17 protein-coding genes are annotated in these 17,135 nt (G+C 65.6%); 9 read left to right on the top strand and 8 right to left on the bottom strand.

From position 1 onward, the window contains the following. Positions 1–78 precede the first annotated feature (78 nt). From H8B03_RS11080 to coxB, 5 genes are all read right to left on the bottom strand, one after another. Positions 79–879, bottom strand: coding sequence for a cytochrome c oxidase subunit 3 (locus H8B03_RS11080; protein ID WP_193141807.1), 801 nt, complete (start codon positions 877–879; stop codon positions 79–81). 29 nt (positions 880–908) lie between these two features. Further along, the gene (locus H8B03_RS11085; protein WP_193141808.1) at positions 909–1,487 is read right to left on the bottom strand and encodes a cytochrome c oxidase assembly protein; all 579 of its coding nucleotides are present in this window, start codon (positions 1,485–1,487) and stop codon (positions 909–911) included. Then, the gene (locus H8B03_RS11090; protein ID WP_193141809.1) at positions 1,484–1,672 is read right to left on the bottom strand and encodes a hypothetical protein; all 189 of its coding nucleotides are present in this window, start codon (positions 1,670–1,672) and stop codon (positions 1,484–1,486) included. The genes H8B03_RS11085 and H8B03_RS11090 overlap by 4 nt, the downstream gene beginning before the upstream one ends. After that, complete coding sequence (gene cyoE / locus H8B03_RS11095; protein WP_193141810.1) at positions 1,672–2,613, bottom strand: heme o synthase; 942 nt, start codon at positions 2,611–2,613, stop codon at positions 1,672–1,674. Before cyoE ends, H8B03_RS11090 begins: the two co-directional genes overlap by 1 nt. Before the next feature lie 61 nt (positions 2,614–2,674). Further along, the gene (gene coxB / locus H8B03_RS11100) at positions 2,675–3,535 is read right to left on the bottom strand and encodes a cytochrome c oxidase subunit II (protein WP_193141811.1); all 861 of its coding nucleotides are present in this window, start codon (positions 3,533–3,535) and stop codon (positions 2,675–2,677) included. Between the two features lie 176 nt (positions 3,536–3,711). Between coxB and tldD the strand changes: the two genes are divergently transcribed. From tldD to H8B03_RS11130, 6 genes are all read left to right on the top strand, one after another. Further along, positions 3,712–5,133: a metalloprotease TldD gene (gene tldD, locus H8B03_RS11105; protein WP_193141812.1), complete on the top strand. Its 1,422-nt coding sequence runs from the start codon at positions 3,712–3,714 to the stop codon at positions 5,131–5,133. A gap of 152 nt (positions 5,134–5,285) precedes the next feature. Beyond that, positions 5,286–6,446 (top strand): DNA-processing protein DprA, encoded by a 1,161-nt coding sequence (gene dprA, locus H8B03_RS11110; RefSeq protein WP_193141813.1) that lies wholly within the window; start codon positions 5,286–5,288, stop codon positions 6,444–6,446. 107 nt (positions 6,447–6,553) lie between these two features. Further along, entirely contained in the window at positions 6,554–9,280 is a 2,727-nt protein-coding gene (topA, locus tag H8B03_RS11115; protein WP_193141814.1) for a type I DNA topoisomerase, read from the top strand. Between the two features lie 241 nt (positions 9,281–9,521). Beyond that, on the top strand, positions 9,522–10,226 hold the full coding sequence (locus H8B03_RS11120; protein ID WP_193141815.1) for a CoA transferase subunit A: 705 nt from the start codon (positions 9,522–9,524) through the stop codon (positions 10,224–10,226). A 5-nt stretch (positions 10,227–10,231) separates the two neighbouring features. Beyond that, positions 10,232–10,669 (top strand): DUF1801 domain-containing protein, encoded by a 438-nt coding sequence (locus H8B03_RS11125; protein ID WP_193141816.1) that lies wholly within the window; start codon positions 10,232–10,234, stop codon positions 10,667–10,669. Positions 10,670–10,691: 22 nt separating this feature from the next. Next, positions 10,692–11,318, top strand: a complete 627-nt coding sequence (locus tag H8B03_RS11130; RefSeq protein WP_193141817.1) for a 3-oxoacid CoA-transferase subunit B — start codon at positions 10,692–10,694, stop codon at positions 11,316–11,318. Between the two features lie 2 nt (positions 11,319–11,320). Here H8B03_RS11130 and H8B03_RS11135 read toward each other — a convergent pair whose 3' ends face one another. Further along, positions 11,321–12,064, bottom strand: coding sequence for a hypothetical protein (locus H8B03_RS11135; RefSeq protein ID WP_193141818.1), 744 nt, complete (start codon positions 12,062–12,064; stop codon positions 11,321–11,323). Between the two features lie 103 nt (positions 12,065–12,167). On the opposite strand from H8B03_RS11135, the gene H8B03_RS11140 reads away from it, so the two are divergent. From H8B03_RS11140 to H8B03_RS11150, 3 genes are read left to right on the top strand one after another with little or no spacing between them, the layout of a single operon-like run. Further along, positions 12,168–14,570 (top strand): ligase-associated DNA damage response DEXH box helicase, encoded by a 2,403-nt coding sequence (locus tag H8B03_RS11140; protein WP_193141819.1) that lies wholly within the window; start codon positions 12,168–12,170, stop codon positions 14,568–14,570. Between the two features lie 49 nt (positions 14,571–14,619). Then, positions 14,620–15,303: a ligase-associated DNA damage response endonuclease PdeM gene (gene pdeM, locus H8B03_RS11145; RefSeq protein WP_193141820.1), complete on the top strand. Its 684-nt coding sequence runs from the start codon at positions 14,620–14,622 to the stop codon at positions 15,301–15,303. Next, complete coding sequence (locus H8B03_RS11150; protein WP_193141821.1) at positions 15,300–15,737, top strand: PaaI family thioesterase; 438 nt, start codon at positions 15,300–15,302, stop codon at positions 15,735–15,737. Before pdeM ends, H8B03_RS11150 begins: the two co-directional genes overlap by 4 nt. Before the next feature lie 109 nt (positions 15,738–15,846). Here H8B03_RS11150 and folD read toward each other — a convergent pair whose 3' ends face one another. Continuing rightward, a complete protein-coding gene (gene folD, locus H8B03_RS11155; RefSeq protein WP_193141822.1) occupies positions 15,847–16,749 on the bottom strand; it encodes a bifunctional methylenetetrahydrofolate dehydrogenase/methenyltetrahydrofolate cyclohydrolase FolD in 903 nt (300 codons plus the stop codon). An 81-nt stretch (positions 16,750–16,830) separates the two neighbouring features. Further along, the gene (locus H8B03_RS11160; protein WP_193141823.1) at positions 16,831–17,133 is read right to left on the bottom strand and encodes a chorismate mutase; all 303 of its coding nucleotides are present in this window, start codon (positions 17,131–17,133) and stop codon (positions 16,831–16,833) included. Between the last annotated feature and the right edge of the window lie 2 nt (positions 17,134–17,135).

A 17,135-nucleotide genomic window follows, 5' to 3' on the forward strand; every position in this document is an offset into this window, starting at 1 on the left:
AACTCCGGAACCGGGAAACGGGACGGGGCGCGAACCCACCGGCCCGCGCCCCGCTTTAGGCGAATGTCACGAGGGGGTTCAACCGCCCCAGATATAGACTGCGGCGAACAGGAACAGCCAGACCACATCGACGAAGTGCCAGTACCAGGCGGCGGCTTCGAAACCGACGTGGTTCTCCGGGGTGAAATGGCCGCGATAGACGCGCATCAGGCAGACGAACAGGAAGATCGTGCCGATCAGAACGTGCATCCCGTGGAAGCCGGTCGCCATGAAGAAGTTGGCACCATAAATGTTGCCCGAGAAGCCAAAGGCCGCGTGGCTGTATTCGTAGATCTGGAACACGGTGAACAGCGCGCCCAGGACAATGGCCAGGATCAGGCCCGACTTCATGTCCTTGCGGTTGTTTTCATGCACCAGCGCGTGGTGCGCCCAGGTGGCGGCACAGCCCGAGCACAGCAGGATCAGCGTGTTGATCAGCGGCAGGTGCCAGGGGTCGAAGGTCTCGATCCCCGCCGGCGGCCAGACACCGTCGATCGCCGGGCTGTCGGGGCCCATCGGGTACAGCGCGTGCTTGAAGAAGCTCCAGAACCATGCGGCGAAGAACATCACTTCGGACATGATGAACAGGATAAAGCCGTAGCGCAGGCCGATGCGCACCACCGGGGTGTGATCGCCGACACCATTTTCGGTCACGGTGTCAGACCACCACCCGAACATCGTGTACAGCACGGTGACGAAGCCGATCAGGAACATCCAGGGGCCCATACCGTGCATCCACAGCACCGCGCCCATCAGCATAATGAAGGCACCGGCTGCGGCCACGAGCGGCCAGATCGAAGGTTGCAGAATGTGGTAGTCGTGGTTCTTTTCGTGGGCCATTTTGAACTCTGTCTTTCCGGTCCGGGTCTTCAATTGACGGTTGACGAGGCGGGGCCGTCAAGACGCGCCTGCACGTCCTCGGGCAAATCGGTTTCGTAGAAGGTATAGGAAAGCGTGATCGTGTGAACGTGTTTTGCGTCCCGATCCGTCACGATTTCAGGGTCGACGTAGAAGGTGACGGGCATCTGCACCCGTTCACCCGGCTCCAGCACCTGCATCTCAAAGCAGAAGCAGTCGATCTTGGTGAAGAAGCCGCCCGCCGAATAAGGCGCGACATTGTACGAGGCCGTGCCTGCAACCGGGTGGTCGGTGGGATTGTAGGCCTCGTAGAACGCCAGGCCGGTTTCGCCGATCTTCAGGGTCATCTCGCGGGCCACGGGTGTGAACTCCCACGGCATATCACGCTCTTTCGAGGCGTCGAATCGCACGGTGATGGTCCGATCCAGAACCGCGTCAGATCCGGAGTCCGCGACGCCGGTGGTGCCGCCAAAGCCGGTCACCCGGCAGAACCAGTCGTAAAACGGCACCGAGGCCCAGGCCAGGCTGCCCATCAGCACCACCACGCCCACGGTCAGGGCGACGGTCTTCTGCGGGCCTTGCAGGCTCATTTCTCGGACTCCGGCACAAGTTCGGGACGCGGCGCGTGATCGAACGCCTGCACGCCGCCGCCATTGCCGATCTTGGCAAGCGTCAGTCCGAAGACCACCGCGACGAACGCCAGCAGGGTCAGGCCAAGGCCCAGGTTGCGACCACGACGGCGGGTGTGCAGTTCATGTTCCCTGCCCAAAGCCATCAGAACACCTCCCATCCGGCGCGCACCAGGCTGGCATCCACCAGCAGGGCGCCGAAATGCGCGAAAAGATAATAGAGCGACAGGCGGAAGAAGGATTTCTCGACCTTGTAGCTGTCGGCCTCGGCCTGTGCCTCGGTCCGCCGCGCGATGCCGATGGCGCCTTTGACGAAGGCGGCGTTCATCACCAGCGCTGTGGCCAGGTACACCGGCCCACCTATCGATGTCAGCGCCAGTCCCAGCGCCACCGGCACCAGCAGCACGGTATAGACAAGGATATGACGGCGCGTGGCCGGGCGACCATGGGTCACCGTCAGCATCGGCACCCCGGCATCCTTGTAGTCGGACTTCATGAACAGCGCGAGCGCCCAGAAGTGCGGCGGCGTCCACATGAAGATCAGCGCGAACATCAGCACGCTTTCGACGGCAATGCCGCCGGTGGCTGCAGCCCAGCCGATCATCGGTGGGAAGGCCCCTGCCGCACCGCCGATGACGATGTTCTGCGGGGTCCAGCGTTTCAGCCACATGGTATAGATGACCACGTAGAAGAAGATGGTGAAGGCCAGAAACAGACCGGCGAACGGGTTTGCGGCCAGCCCCAGCATCACCACCGAGATCCCCGACAGCGCCAGACCGACGGCCAGCGCCTCGTCCTCGCGCACCTTGCCCGAGGGGATCGGACGGCTGCGGGTCCGGCGCATCACGCGGTCGATGTCGGCATCCCACCACATGTTCAGCGCGCCCGAGGCGCCGCCGCCCAGGGCGATGAACAGGATCGCGGTAAAGGCGACCATCGGATGCATCTGCCCCGGCGCCACCACCAGCCCCACGAACGCCGTGAACACCACCAGGGTCATGACCCGGGGCTTCAACAGCGCCACATAGTCGCCAAAACCGGCTTCGCCGGTTTGGGGAGAGGAGAGAGAGGAAGTCGCGTCGGTCATTCAGGTCTCCGGTACCTGCCCGGACCGCTGCCCGGACAGATCGTTGAAGTCAGGTTTCGGCTCAGCGCGCGGCCACGTTGTAGGTCGCGGGCAGGCCTGCGAACTCTTCCTTCGCGCCTTCCAGCCAAGCGGCATAGGCCTCTTCGCTGACGGCTTTGACGGTGATCGGCATATAGGCATGATCCTTGCCGCAAAGCTCCGAACACTGGCCGAAATAGATGCCTTCCTTCTCGACCGAGAACCACAGTTCGGCCAGACGGCCCGGCACCGCGTCCTGCTTCACGCCGAAGGCTGGCATTGCCCATGCGTGGATCACGTCGGCACCGGTGACCTGCATGACGATGGTCTTGCCGACCGGAACCACAACGGCGGTGTCGGTGGCCAGCAGGTACTCATCCTCGGCATAGCCGTACTCGGCCAGATCTTCCTTGGCCAGCAGCAGCGAATCGAAGCTGAATCCGTCATCAACGTATTCATACCCCCAGTACCACTGATACCCGGTGGCCTTGATGGTGATGTCGGCTTCCGGAATTTCCTGCTGTTTGAACAGGATCGGCAGCGAGAAGGCGCCGATGAAGACCAGAATCAGGATCGGCACGATGGTCCAGGCCACTTCCAGCGGCGAATTGTGGGTAAACCCTGCAGGTGTCGGGTTGGTTTTGGAATTATAGCGCACCATCACGTAGATCAGCAGCGCGGTCACGAAGATCACGATGGCGGTGATGATGACCAGCAGGAACCCGTCCAGCCATTGCAGTTCGCGGGCCAATTCGGTCGCGGCGTCCTGAAAACCGATCCCCCCCGGCGCCGGTTTCCCGATCGTCGGCAAATCGCCCAGAACGTCCTGCGCCTGCGCGGCCGTGGCGCCAAACGCGGCGAAGGCACCAGAAATAAAGCCAAATTTTGGCAAAGAGTTAAGCATGTTCTCTTCCTGTTGATTTCGCACAGAGAGGCTGTTCATGATCGCCCGGCCCTCCCTGCCGCAATCACCCATTGCTGTGACGCATCCAAAAACCATATTTGCATACAGCGAACAAGTCTCGGGCAGTGCGTCATTTCCGACATCTTGATCGGGATCAAATACAGGAATGCTCAGATATGAAAACCGGAAATTTTGAACCCTTCGGAATGCTGCTGGATCAGGATACCGCCCTGCGGCACGTGCAGGCCGCCACACGCGGCGCCGATGACGGCGAGTTGTTTCTTGAACGCAGCCGGTCCGAAGTGCTGAGCTTCGATGACGGTCGGCTGCGCACCGCAAGCTACGATGCCTCGGAAGGATTCGGCCTGCGCGCCGTGCAGGGCGAAACCGCCGCCTATGCCCATTCCACCGAAATCTCGGAAGCTGCCCTTGGCCGCGCCGTCGAAACCGCGCGGCTGGCCACCGGTGACGGCGGCGGCACGCTGGCCGACGGACCCGCACGCACCAACCGGCGGCTCTATACCGATGACGATCCGCTGACCGAGACCGGCTTTGCCGCCAAGCTGGCCACCCTGCGCGAGATCGACGCCTATGCCCGCGACGCCGATCCGCGCGTGGTGCAGGTGTCTGCCACCCTTGCCGCCAGCCTGCAGGAGGTGGTGATCCTGCGCCCCGACGGCGCGCTGTTGAGCGACACCCGCCCGATGACCCGGCTGAGCGTGTCGGTCATTCTGGAAGACAACGGCCGTCGCGAAACCGGCAGCCATGGCGCCGGGGGGCGCAGCGCGCTGGCGCTGCTGACCGATCCTTCCCATTGGCAGGGGGCCATCGACGAGGCGCTGCGCATTGCCCGCGTGAACCTGTCTGCCGAACCTGCGCCAGCAGGCATCATGGACGTGGTGCTGGGACCGGGCTGGCCGGGGATCCTGCTGCACGAGGCCATCGGTCACGGGCTGGAAGGCGATTTCAATCGCAAGAAAAGCTCGGCCTTCGCCGGGCTGATGGGCCAGCGCATCGCGGCCCCCGGCGTGACCGTGGTTGATGATGGCACCCTGCCCGATCGCCGCGGCTCGATCAGTTTCGACGACGAGGGCACGCCGTCGTCGCGCACCGTGCTGATCGAGGATGGCATCCTTGTGGGCCTGATGCAGGATCGTCAGAACGCCCGGTTGATGGGGGTGCCCCCCACCGGCAACGGACGCCGCGAAAGCTATGCCTGCCCGCCGATGCCGCGGATGACCAACACCATCATGGAGGCCGGCGACGTCGCCCCCGCCGACATTCTGGCCGGTCTGAAGGATGGCATCTATGCGGTGGGCTTCGGCGGCGGTCAGGTCGACATCACCAACGGCAAGTTCGTGTTTTCCTGCACCGAGGCCTATCGCGTCCAGAACGGCAAGATCGGCGCGCCGGTCAAGGGGGCCACACTGATCGGCGATGGCGCCACCGCGCTGCAACAGATCCGCGCCATCGGCAACGATCTGCAACTGGATCCCGGCATCGGGACCTGCGGCAAGGCCGGGCAATGGGTGCCTGTGGGCGTCGGCCAGCCCACCGTGCACATCGGCGGGTTGACCGTGGGCGGTTCGGCCGCCTGATCGCGCCACGGCGGGCCGGGTCGGGAATCCCTGACCCGGTTTTCGTCCATGATGGTCAATAAGTCGGTTTCGAGCCGATTTGTTCCGGCTTTCTTCACCCCACGTTAACTCTGCGGCTTCATGTATGAACCTACCCCTTGGGTGGAGCCGCGATGACGCAAGAGCTGTTTTCTTCCACAACCACACCCCTCACCCCACCAAAGCTGGAAGAAGACAGGTTGTCGTGGCTCCGCCTTTTTCGATCCCGGGGGGTCGGGGTGCACACCTTCTTTCGCCTGATGCAGGAGCATGGCTCTGCCGACCGCGTGCTGGACCGGCTGCCGGACCTTGCCGCCAAGGCCGGGGTGCGCAAGTACCAGCCGGCCTCGGACGCGCTGGTGCGGGCCGAATACCGCGACGGGGTCCGCATGGGCGCGCGCCTGATCTGCTTTGGCGACGCCGACTATCCGCAAGCCCTGTCCGTCATACCCGACCCGCCGCCGGTGATCTGGGTCAAGGGCCGCTGTGAGCTGTTTCATGACCCGATGGTCGCCATTGTCGGCGCCCGCAATGCCTCCTCGCTGGGGGAGCGGATGACGCGCAAACTGGCGCTGGACCTGGGCGCGCACGGGTTTGCCGTGGTCTCTGGTCTGGCGCGCGGCATCGACACTGCCGCCCATGAGGCCGCGCTGGACACCGGCACCATCGCCGTTCTGGGTGGCGGGCTGGACGTGGCCTATCCGCGCGAGAACCAGCGCCTGCAGGATCGTATCGCCAGGGCTGGGCTGCTGGTGTCGGAACAACCCATCGGCACCACGCCGCAATCGCGCCATTTTCCCCGCCGCAACCGGATCATCACCGGCCTGTCGCTGGGCACCATCGTGGTCGAAGCCGCCGCGCGGTCGGGCAGCCTGCTGAGCGCCCGCAATGCCGCCGACCAGGGGCGCGAGGTGATGGCGGTGCCGGGCCATCCGATGGACGGGCGCGCCTCGGGCTGCAACATGCTGCTGCGCGATGGCGCGACACTGGTGCGTTGTGCCGAAGATGTGATCGAAGCCCTCGAAGGCTGCGCGCCGGCGGCCAACACGCCGGTGGCGCCCCGGCCCGCGCAGGACGCCCTGCCGCTGCCCTGCCCGCCCGATCCGGAGCCGGCCCAGATCCCCCACGATGTGCAGTCGGCCTTGCTGAACCGCCTGGGTCCCGTGCCCACGGCCGAGGATCAACTGGTGCGTGATCTGAACCTCGCCCCCGGCGCGCTGGCCGGCGCTGTCCTGGACCTGGAAATTGCCGGCAAGATCCAGCGTCACGCCGGTGGCCTGATCTCGCGCTGCTGAGGGTCCGGCGGGCCAACTGTCCCATATCCGCCTCATTGACAACCCTGCACCCTAGCCCACATCTAGCGGTCATCCTTTGAGTCTGCCCCAGTTTGGAGCCCCCGCGTATGCCGGTCGTTGTCGTCGAGTCCCCTGCCAAAGCCAAGACAATCAACAAATATCTGGGCGATGACTTCACCGTTCTGGCCTCTTACGGCCATGTGCGCGACCTGCCGCCCAAGGATGGCTCGGTCGATACCGACAATGATTTCGAGATGATCTGGGAGATCGGAAGCGACTCGCGCAAGCACGTCAAGGCCATCGCCGACGCCCTGAAGGACGACGACACGCTGATCCTCGCGACCGACCCCGACCGCGAGGGCGAGGCCATCAGCTGGCACCTTCAGGAGGCCCTGACCAAGCGCAAGGCGATCAAGAAAACAACCGCCGTCAGCCGCGTGGTCTTCAACGCGATCACCAAATCGGCCGTCACCGAGGCAATGAAGAACCCGCGCGAAGTGGATGCGCCGCTGGTCGAGGCCTATCTGGCCCGCCGCGCGCTGGACTATCTGGTAGGCTTCAACCTGTCGCCGGTGCTGTGGCGCAAACTGCCCGGCGCGAAATCCGCCGGCCGCGTGCAATCGGTCTGCCTGCGCCTGATCGTCGAGCGCGAGATGGAGATCGAGGCCTTCAAGCCGCAGGAATACTGGTCGGTGCGCGCCATACTGGAAACCCCGCGCGGCCAGAGCTTGGAAGCACGCCTGACCATTCTGGGCGGCAAGAAGCTGGACAAGTTCGACCTTGCCACCGCCGAGGCCGCCGAACTGGCGGTCCACGCGGTGACCTCGCGCAGCCTTTCGGTGCAGTCGGTGGAGGCCAAACCGGCCAACCGCAACCCCTCGGCGCCCTTCATGACGTCGACCCTGCAACAGGAAGCCAGCCGCAAGTTCGGCTTCGGCGCGCGGCAAACCATGAGCCTTGCGCAGCGCCTGTATGAAGCCGGCTACATCACCTACATGCGGACCGACGGCATCGACATGGCCCCCGAGGCGGTGATGGCGGCGCGCGACGCGATCAAGGATCGCTACGGCGAGAACTACCTGCCCAAGTCGCCGCGCATGTACAAGAACAAGGCCAAGAACGCGCAAGAAGCGCACGAGTGTATCCGGCCCACCGACATGACCCGCGATGCGCGTGCGCTGCGCGTCACCGACACCGACCAGCGCCGCCTGTATGACCTGATCTGGAAACGCACCCTGGCCAGCCAGATGGCCGCCGCCCGGATGGAACGGACCACCGTGGACATCGGCAGCGACGATGGCCAGGTCATGCTGCGCGCCACCGGCCAGGTCGTTCTGTTCGACGGTTTCATCAAGGTCTACGAAGAAGGCCGCGATGACGTGGCCGACGACGACGACAAGCGCCTGCCGCAAGTGGCCCAGGGCGACGCCATGAAGCTGTCATCCGCTGCCCTGATCGCCGATTTCGACAAGGCCGCGGGCAACAGCGACGATGTGACCGAGGCCCCCGATGGCCCGCGCCGCGCCAAGAACGCGGTGCTGTCCGAAGACGGCGCGGTTCTGGGCCAGCAGCATTTCACCCAACCGCCGCCGCGCTATACCGAGGCGACGCTGGTCAAGCGCATGGAAGAACTGGGCATCGGGCGGCCCTCGACCTACGCCTCGATCGTCACCACCATTCAGGACCGCGGCTATGTCACCAAAGATCGCAACCGCCTGATCCCCGAGGACAAGGGCCGGTTGGTGACGGCCTTCCTGATGAACTATTTCCGCAAATACGTGGGCTATGACTTCACTGCCGACCTGGAATCGCAGCTTGATGACGTGTCGGCGGGCGAGCGCGCCTACAAGGAAGTGCTCAACCAGTTCTGGCGCGATTTTTCGGCCGCGATCTCGGAAACCGCCGAGTTGCGCATCACCGAAGTGCTGGAGAAGATCAACGAGGTGCTGGAGCCGCATCTCTTCCCGCCCAAGGAAGACGGCACAGATCCGCGCCTGTGCCCCAATTGCGGCGCCGGTCGCCTGTCGATGCGCACCGCGCGCTCGGGCGGCGCCTTCATCGGCTGCTCGAACTACCCCGAATGCCGCTACACCCGCCCCTTCGGACCGCCGCTGGAAGGGGAAGAAGCCGAACGCGCCATCCCGCCCGAAGGCAAGCTTCTGGGCACCGACGAAGGGGATGAAATCCGCGTTTTCAAGGGCCGCTTCGGGCCTTACGTCCAGCGCGGGCCGGTGACCGAGGACGTTCCCAAACCGCCGCGCCAGTCGGTGCCCAAGGGCTGGTCGCCCGAAGAGCTGACGCTGGACCAGGGGGTGAAGCTTTTGTCCCTGCCGCGCGAGATTGGCCCGCATCCCGAAGACGGGGTGACGATCTGGTCCAACATCGGGCGCTATGGCCCCTACCTGAAACATGCCGAAACCATCTCGCACAAGGGTGGCACCAACGCCAATCTTGATGATGTGGAGGAGGTCTTCACCATCGGCATGAACCGCGCGGTGGAGGTTCTGGCCTCGAAACCCAAGCGCGGCAAACCGGCGGCCACCAAGCCGCTGAAGGAACTGGGCGAACATCCCGACGGTGGCCCGGTGGCGGTGATGAAGGGGCGCTATGGACCTTATGTCAAATGGGGCAAGGTCAACGCCACGCTGCCCGAAAGCATCGAACCCGACGCCATCACCATGGATCAGGCGCTGGAACTGATCGCCGCCAAGGCCGCGAAATCCGGGGGCCGGAAGCGGGCAACCCCCAAGAAGAAAGCCGCTGCCAAGAAAAAACCGGCAGCGAAGAAGGCTCCAAAGAAGGCCGCAGCGGCCCCGAAGACCGACGAGGGGTGAGCGCGCCTGCAAGGCGCCCTTTGCCCCAAAGTGGCCCTGCCGGCAAAACCACCCGGCGGGTCGCGCCCCGGCCCAACCGCCATTGGGGGTGTTCCGGGCCGTTGTGCTTGGCCCTTACTCTGACACCCAATGCGCTAATATAATTGCGCAACAGACCCGCCGCGGCGCAGCATTGCGTTGACACGCCCCAAGCAGAACGTCACAACGATTGGGAACTGAAGGTGGAAGGGACGTTTTTTCCATGAAGAAAGTCTATGACTCGGCGTCTGAGGCGCTGGATGGGGTGCTGTCGGACGGCATGCTCATCGCCGCCGGAGGCTTTGGCCTTTGCGGTATTCCCGAACTACTGATCGACGCCATCGTCGACAGCGGCGTGAAGGATCTGACCATTGCCAGCAACAATTGCGGCGTGGATGGATTCGGGCTGGGCAAGCTGCTGGACACCAAGCAGATCCGCAAGATGATGAGCTCTTACGTCGGCGAGAACGCGGAATTCATGCGCCAGTATCTTTCGGGCGAGCTTGAGCTGGAATTCAACCCGCAAGGCACGCTGGCCGAGCGGATGCGGGCCGGTGGTTGCGGCATTCCGGGGTTCTACACCAAGACCGGTGTCGGCACCGTCATCGCCGAAGGCAAGGAAGTGAAGACCTTCAATGGCGAGGATTACATCCTTGAAGAAGGCATCTTTGCCGATCTTTCGATCGTCAAGGCGTGGAAGGCCGATGACACCGGCAACCTCGTGTTCCGCAAGACCGCGCGCAACTTCAACCCGCCGGCGGCCATGTGCGGCAAGATCTGCGTGGCCGAAGTGGAAGAGATTGTGCCGCGTGGCTCGCTCGACCCCGACAACATCCACCTGCCGGGCATCTACGTGCACCGGGTCATTCAGGGCGAACACGAAAAGCGCATCGAACAGCGCACCGTGCGCAAGCGCGAGGAGGCCTGAGGCCGGTGCAGATCGACGATCGTCTGGGCACATTCGACGAGATTCTGGCGGCGGCCGCGGCCCATGCCGCCACGCTGACGTCGATTCGCGCCCTGATTGCCGATCTGGACCCTGACGCCACCGAAGCAGCCAGCCGCAAGGAGCGCAGCGTGTGGTGGGGCGCCGGGCCGGGCAAGATGACCCATGGCTACGCCTATGCCATGCCGCACAGCGCCCATGTGAACCTGGGGTTCTTTCACGGAACCAGCCTGCCGGATCCGGATCATCGCCTTGAAGGCACCGGTCAGGCGCTGCGCCACGTCAAGTTAAAGAGAGAGGCCGAGGTTGCCGATCCGGCAATCCGGGCCCTCGTCATCGCGGCCCGGGATGAGCGTCGGGCAACCACTGCCCGCATGGCGCATCGGGCAACCACTGCCCGCGCGCAAAACCGGGCAGCAGATTGATACTTCAACGGAGGGCAAGACAATGCCTTGGGATCGCAACCAGATGGCCGCACGCGCGGCACAAGAGCTTGAAGACGGCATGTATGTGAACCTCGGCATCGGGATCCCGACGCTGGTGGCCAACTACGTGGGCGACAAGGACATCACCCTGCAGTCCGAAAACGGCATGCTGGGCATGGGCCCTTTCCCCTTCGAGGGCGAGGAAGACCCGGACCTGATCAACGCCGGCAAGCAGACCATCACCGAATTGGCGCGCACCTCGTATTTCGACAGCGCGACCTCTTTCGGGATGATCCGCGGCGGCAAGATCGCAGCGGCGATTCTGGGCGCCATGGAAGTGGCCGAAAACGGCGATCTGGCGAACTGGATGATCCCCGGCAAGCTGGTCAAGGGCATGGGCGGCGCCATGGATCTGGTGGCCGGGGTCGGCCGCGTGGTGGTGGTGATGGATCACACCAACAAGCATGGCGACAGCAAGGTGCTGAAGGAATGCACCCTGCCGCTGACCGGTCGGGGTGTTGTGGATCGCATCATCACCAACCTTGGCGTACTGGACGTGGTCGAGGGCGGCCTGAAGATCGTCGAACTGGCCGAGGGCGTTACCGACGACGAGATGCGCGCCGCAACCCAGGCCACGCTGGTCAACTGATCTCAGGCCCGGCGGCGGGCATCCGCCCCGGCCTGCGTTTCGGACGCGCCCCTTGCCGGGCGCGTCTTTTCCGTTTCGCGCATCCAGACCGCGCGTGACGCCAACTGCCCAAGGTTTGGCCCGCAGTCAGTCGCGCCCTGCCCGGCGATCATGGCCATGGGCACCTGCAACGGCAGCCACAGCGGCGGCGGCAACAGGGTCATCCGGCCGCCGTGGGTGCGCAGCCGCCGCTTCATGCGCGGCGCGCCGCCCACCATCCAGCATTCGCGCGCGGCAAGGCACAGCGCCTCCCCGCTGCGCCGCCCGCCAATCAGGATAAAGCCTTTCGATCCGAACAGCGCGGGCAGCAGATGCGCCTGCCGGGTCCGGTCCAGCGGCATGTCGGCATCCGATCCCAGCACCTGCGCCTCGATCCCAAGGAAATCGGCCAGCGCCGCCAGCATTCCGGCCTGCGCCTGCCCCATCAGGTAGGTGGTCCCGCCCAGCCTTTGATGCACGGCGATCTGCGACAGCAGGTCCCGGTTCAGCGCGACCGGCACCTCGAGATCGGGCAGCGCCTCGGCCAGTGTGATCGCCGTCAGATCGGCGCGCCGCCCGTGCCAATGGCGGCGCGTCATCCACGGCGCGCGGCGCAGGGTGGTGCGCAGGATGCTGTCACACAGCCCCCGCTGCAACAGCGCGCCATCCACATCCACCACCAGCGGCAGCGGCACGCGCTGACCCATGGATCCCCTGATCCCGAACATTGTCCCACCTTTCTGCGCGTCGGCCCCCGCCGCATCTCGCGCATCACCCGGTCTCAGGGTTAGGGTGCAAGGGTTGTGACTGTCTTACCAAAAGGCGCCGGACATGCTGCCCGCCCCGTTAACGTCATGGTTTGGTAAACGCGGCTGGACCCTGCATCCGCATCAGGCGCGCATGCTGGCACAGGCGTCAGACCCTGCCCTGCTGCTGGTCGCCCCCACCGGCGGCGGCAAGACGCTGGCCGGGTTTCTGCCCACACTGGCCGAGTTGACCCAAGCCCCGCGCACCGGCCTGCACACGCTCTATGTCTCGCCGCTCAAGGCGCTGGCCGCCGACATCAAGCGCAACCTGACCACGCCGATCACCGAAGCTGACCTGCCGATCCGGGTCGAGGATCGCACCGGTGACACCACCGCCATGCAGAAAAGGCGACAGCGCGCCGACCCGCCGCATATCCTGCTGACCACACCTGAAAGCCTTGCGGTAATGCTGTCCTACGAGGACGCCCCGCGCATCTTTGCCGGGCTGCAACGGGTGATCGTGGACGAAATCCATGCCCTGGCCGAATCGAAACGCGGCGACCAGTTGATGCTGGGTCTGGCCCGGCTGCAAAGCCTCTGTCCGGACCTGCGCCGGGTCGGCCTGTCGGCCACGGTCGAGGATCCCGCCGCCATTGGCCGCTTCTTGGCCGCGCATCCGCAACCCTGCGAGATCCTGACCGCCGATCCCGGCCCCGATCCGGATATCGCCATGCTGGATCTGCCCGAGGCCCCGCCCTGGGCGGGCGGTGGCGGGCGCTATGCCATCCCGCAGGTGCTGGCAGCGGTGAAGGCGCATAAAACGACGCTGATCTTTCACAACACCCGCGCGCAGGCGGAGATCTTCTTTCACCACCTGTGGCTGGCCAATGACGACGGCCTGCCCATCGGCATCCATCACGGCTCGCTGGCCCGCGAACAGCGCCAGAAGGTCGAGGCCGCCATGGCCGCCGGGGCGCTTCGGGCCATCGTCTGCACCGGCTCGCTCGATCTTGGGATCGACTGGGGCGACGTGGATCTGGTGATCCAGATCGGTGCCCCCAAGAACGTCAAGCGACTGGTGCAGCGGATTGGGCGCGCCAACCACCGCTACAACGCGCCGTCAAAGGCGCGGCTGGTGCCCGCCAACCGGTTCGAGGTGGTGGAATGCCAGGCCGCACTGGCCGCCGTACGCGACCATGATCTGGACGGCGACCCGCGCGGACGCGGCCCGCGCGACGTTCTGTGCCAGCAGATCCTGATCGTGGCCTGCGCGGGCCCCTTCGACGCCGATGCCCTGTATACAGAAGTCACCCGCGCCGGCCCCTATGCCGATCTGACCCGGCCCGAATTCGACGCCTGCCTGGAATTCTGCGCCACCGGCGGCTACGCCCTGCGCGCCTATGACCGCTGGCAGCGTCTGCAACAACGCCCCGATGGGCACTGGCAACTGCGTGACCCCCGCGCCGCCCGCCAGATCCGCATGAACATCGGCACCATCCAGGATACCGACACCCTGAAGGTGCGCTTCCGGCACAGCCGCGGCGGCCCGCCGCTGGGCGAGGTCGAAGAGGCCTTTGCCGCCACCCTCACCCCCGGCGACACCTTCCTGATCGGCGGGCGCACCGTGCGCTATGAAGGGCTGCGCGAAATGGTGGTCGAGGTCAGCCGCGGCGACGGGCGCAAGCCGAAGCTGGCGGTCTTCTCGGGCACGAAATTCGCCACCTCGACCCAGTTGTCGGCCCGCATCCTGTCCATGTTCCGGCAGGCCGACTGGCCCGAACTGCCGGCTCACACCGCGCAATGGCTGGCCCTGCAACGGCAGGTCTCGGCCCTGCCCGAGGCCGATCGCCTGCTGATCGAGAGCTTCCCCCATGATGGCCGCGCCCATACCTGCGTCTACGGCTTCGCCGGGCGCAACGCCATGCAGACGCTGGGCCTGCTGCTGACCGGCCGGATGGAGGCCATGGGCCTCGCTCCCATGGGCTTTGTCGCCAGCGACTACGCGGTGCTGATCTGGGGGCTGGATCCGCTGACCGACCCCGCCCCGCTGTTTCAGGGCGACAACCTGCGCGCTGGGTTCGAGACCTGGCTGGCGGGCAACGCGGTGATGAAACGCACCTTCAAGGCCAGTGCGGTGATCTCGGGCCTGATCGACCGCCAGACCATGGGACAGCGAAAATCCGGCAGGCAGGCGACATTTTCGTCCGATATCCTGTACGATACCCTGCAAAAATACGACCCCGACCATCTTCTGATGCAAATCACCCGTGAAGAGGCCCTGCGCGGGTTGGTGGACTTCGGCCGTATCGAGGAGATGATCGCGCGCACGCACGGTCGTATCGACCATCGCATGCTGGACCGGATCACCCCGCTGGCAGCCCCCTTGCTGCTGGAGGTTGGCAAGGTGCCGGTGCAGGGCGCCGCGCAGGACCGGCTGCTGGCCAGCGAGGCCGAGAAGCTGCTCAGCGCGGCGGGGCTGGTGCCGTGAGCACATCGAATCTCTTGCACAAGACCCTGCGCCGATGTCAGAACGAAGCATGAACGATCATCACTTCTCCTTCCATGGCGCGGCCCTGCGCGCCCGGCCGTCTGGCGCGCTCTGGTGGCCCGCCGAACACCTGCTGGTGGTCTCGGACCTGCATCTTGGCAAATCCGACCGCATCGCGCGGCGCGGCGGCTCGATGCTGCCGCCCTATGAAAGCCACGACACGCTGGCACGGCTGGAAACCGAGCTGGACCGCACCGGCGCCCGCCGGGTGATCTGCCTGGGCGACAGTTTCGACGACCGCACCGCGGCGCGGGATCTGGAAGAATATCTCACCCTCTGGCTCACCCGCCTGATCGCCGGGCGCGACTGGACCTGGGTCGAGGGCAACCACGACCCAGGCCCGCTGGACCTGCCCGGCACCCATCGTGCCGAAACCAGCCTCGGCTCCCTCAGCTTTCGCCATATCGCCACCCCGGCCACTGGCGAGGTCTCGGGCCATTACCATCCCAAGGCCCGGCTGGGGCTGCGCGGCACGTCGGTTTCGCGGCGCTGCTTTCTGGTCGACAGCGTCCGGATCATCATGCCGGCCTTCGGCACCTACACCGGCGGCCTGCCCAGCACCGCGCCGGAACTGGAGCAATTGATGGGCCCCGACGCCCGCGCCATCCTGACCGGCAGCGCCGCCCATGCCGTTCCCATGCCCCGCCACAAACAGAAGGCTTGCCCCGCATGACCACCACCCTGCCCCCGGCCGTCGCAGAGGCGATCCGCGCCAGCTTCGTTCGCCAGACCCTGATGCAGAACTTTGGCGCGCAGCTGACCGGCCTCGCCCCCGGCCACTGCGAAATCACCGCGCCGATCCTGCCGACGGCGCTGCAGCAGCACGGGCACGGCCATGCCGGGCTGACCTTCGCGCTTGGCGACAGCGCGGCCGGCTATGCGGCCCTCGGCATTCTGCCCGAAGGCAGCGAGGTGATGACGGTCGAGATGAAGATCAACCTGCTCGCCCCGGCGCGCGGCAAGGCCCTGATTGCCACCGGCAAGGTCATCCGCGCGGGCCGCCGGCTCACCGTGGTACAGGCCAGCGTGGCCGCCCTGCGCGAGGACGGCAGCACGGTCGAAATCGCTCTGCTGCAAGGCACCATGATCCCGGTGCCGCCAGCCTGACGCGCGTCCGCCCTACACTTTCTTCTTGGCAAAAATACTCCCGCCGGAGGCACCTCGGCCCACCAGACACTCCGCACCCCGACCAAAGCGGGCCAACAACGCCACAGGCTCAGGCGGTCAGCCCCTCGGGCTCGGGCAAGCCCGCGGCCCGGCAAGTCGCGGTCAGGGTGTTGGCCAGCAGGCAGGCGATGGTCATCGGCCCGACCCCGCCCGGCACCGGGGTGATCGCCCCGGCAACCTCGGCGCAGCTGTCGAACTGGCAGTCACCCACCAGCCGGGTGTTGCCTTCGCTCTTCCCCGGAGCAGGCACGCGGTTGATGCCGACGTCGATCACGCTGGCGCCGGGCTTGATCCAGTCACCCGGCACCATCTCGGGGCGGCCCACGGCGGCAACCACGATATCGGCGCGGCGCACCACATCGGGCAGATCCTTGGTGCGCGAATGCGCGATGGTCACCGTGCAACTGTCACCCAGCAGCAATTGCGCCATCGGCTTGCCGACGATGTTCGAGCGGCCGATCACCACCGCGTCCATCCCCGACAGCGATCCGTGATGTTCGCGCAGCATCATCAGGCACCCCAGCGGCGTGCAGGGCACCATCGCTTTCTGCCCGGTGCCCAGCAGCCCCACGTTCGAGATATGGAATCCGTCCACGTCCTTGGCCGGATTGATGGCGTTCAGCACCGCCTCTTCGTCCAGATGCGCCGGCAGCGGCAATTGCACCAGAATGCCATGCACCGAGGTGTCGGTGTTCAACTGCGCGACCAGCGCCATCAGGGTCTCCTGATCGGTCTCGGCCGGCAGCCTGTGTTCGAAAGAGGCCATCCCGACCTCCACCGTCTGCTTGCCCTTGGAGCGCACATAGACCTGGCTTGCAGGATCTTCCCCCACCAGCACGACGGCCAGACCGGGGGTCAGACCGTGAACCTCTTTCAGCCGTGTCACATGCTCGGCCACCTGGCCCCTGACCTTGGCCGCAAAAGCCTTGCCGTCGATGATCGTCGCTGCCATCTTGCGTCCCTTTCTCGCCACCGCCGGCCTCAGTCCGGCCCGCGTCCAAAAGCGTCGGGGTCGCCCGGCGCCCGTACACTTTCAGCCCGCGTCGCCGCCCAGAACCCGGGCCTCGCGGGCAATCGACCAGTCGATCAACTGCCGCCAGAGCGCCTCCAGCAGATCGGGATCGACCCCGTTGCGCGTGGCCTCGGCCCGCACCTTGGACACCACGTCCTCGACCCGGTCGGGAATGCGGGCGGGCAAACCCTCGGCAGGTTTCAGCGCGATGGCGCGATCAATACAGGCCTGCCGCCGCGCCAGCAGTTGCACAAGCTCGCGGTCCAGCCCGTCGATGACCACCCGCAGCTCGGTCATGGTCTGGCAGTCGGCAGGGTCTTGCATGG

Source organism: Meridianimarinicoccus sp. MJW13, from assembly GCF_014901205.1.
In the GTDB taxonomy this organism is placed as follows: Bacteria; Pseudomonadota; Alphaproteobacteria; order Rhodobacterales; family Rhodobacteraceae; genus Meridianimarinicoccus.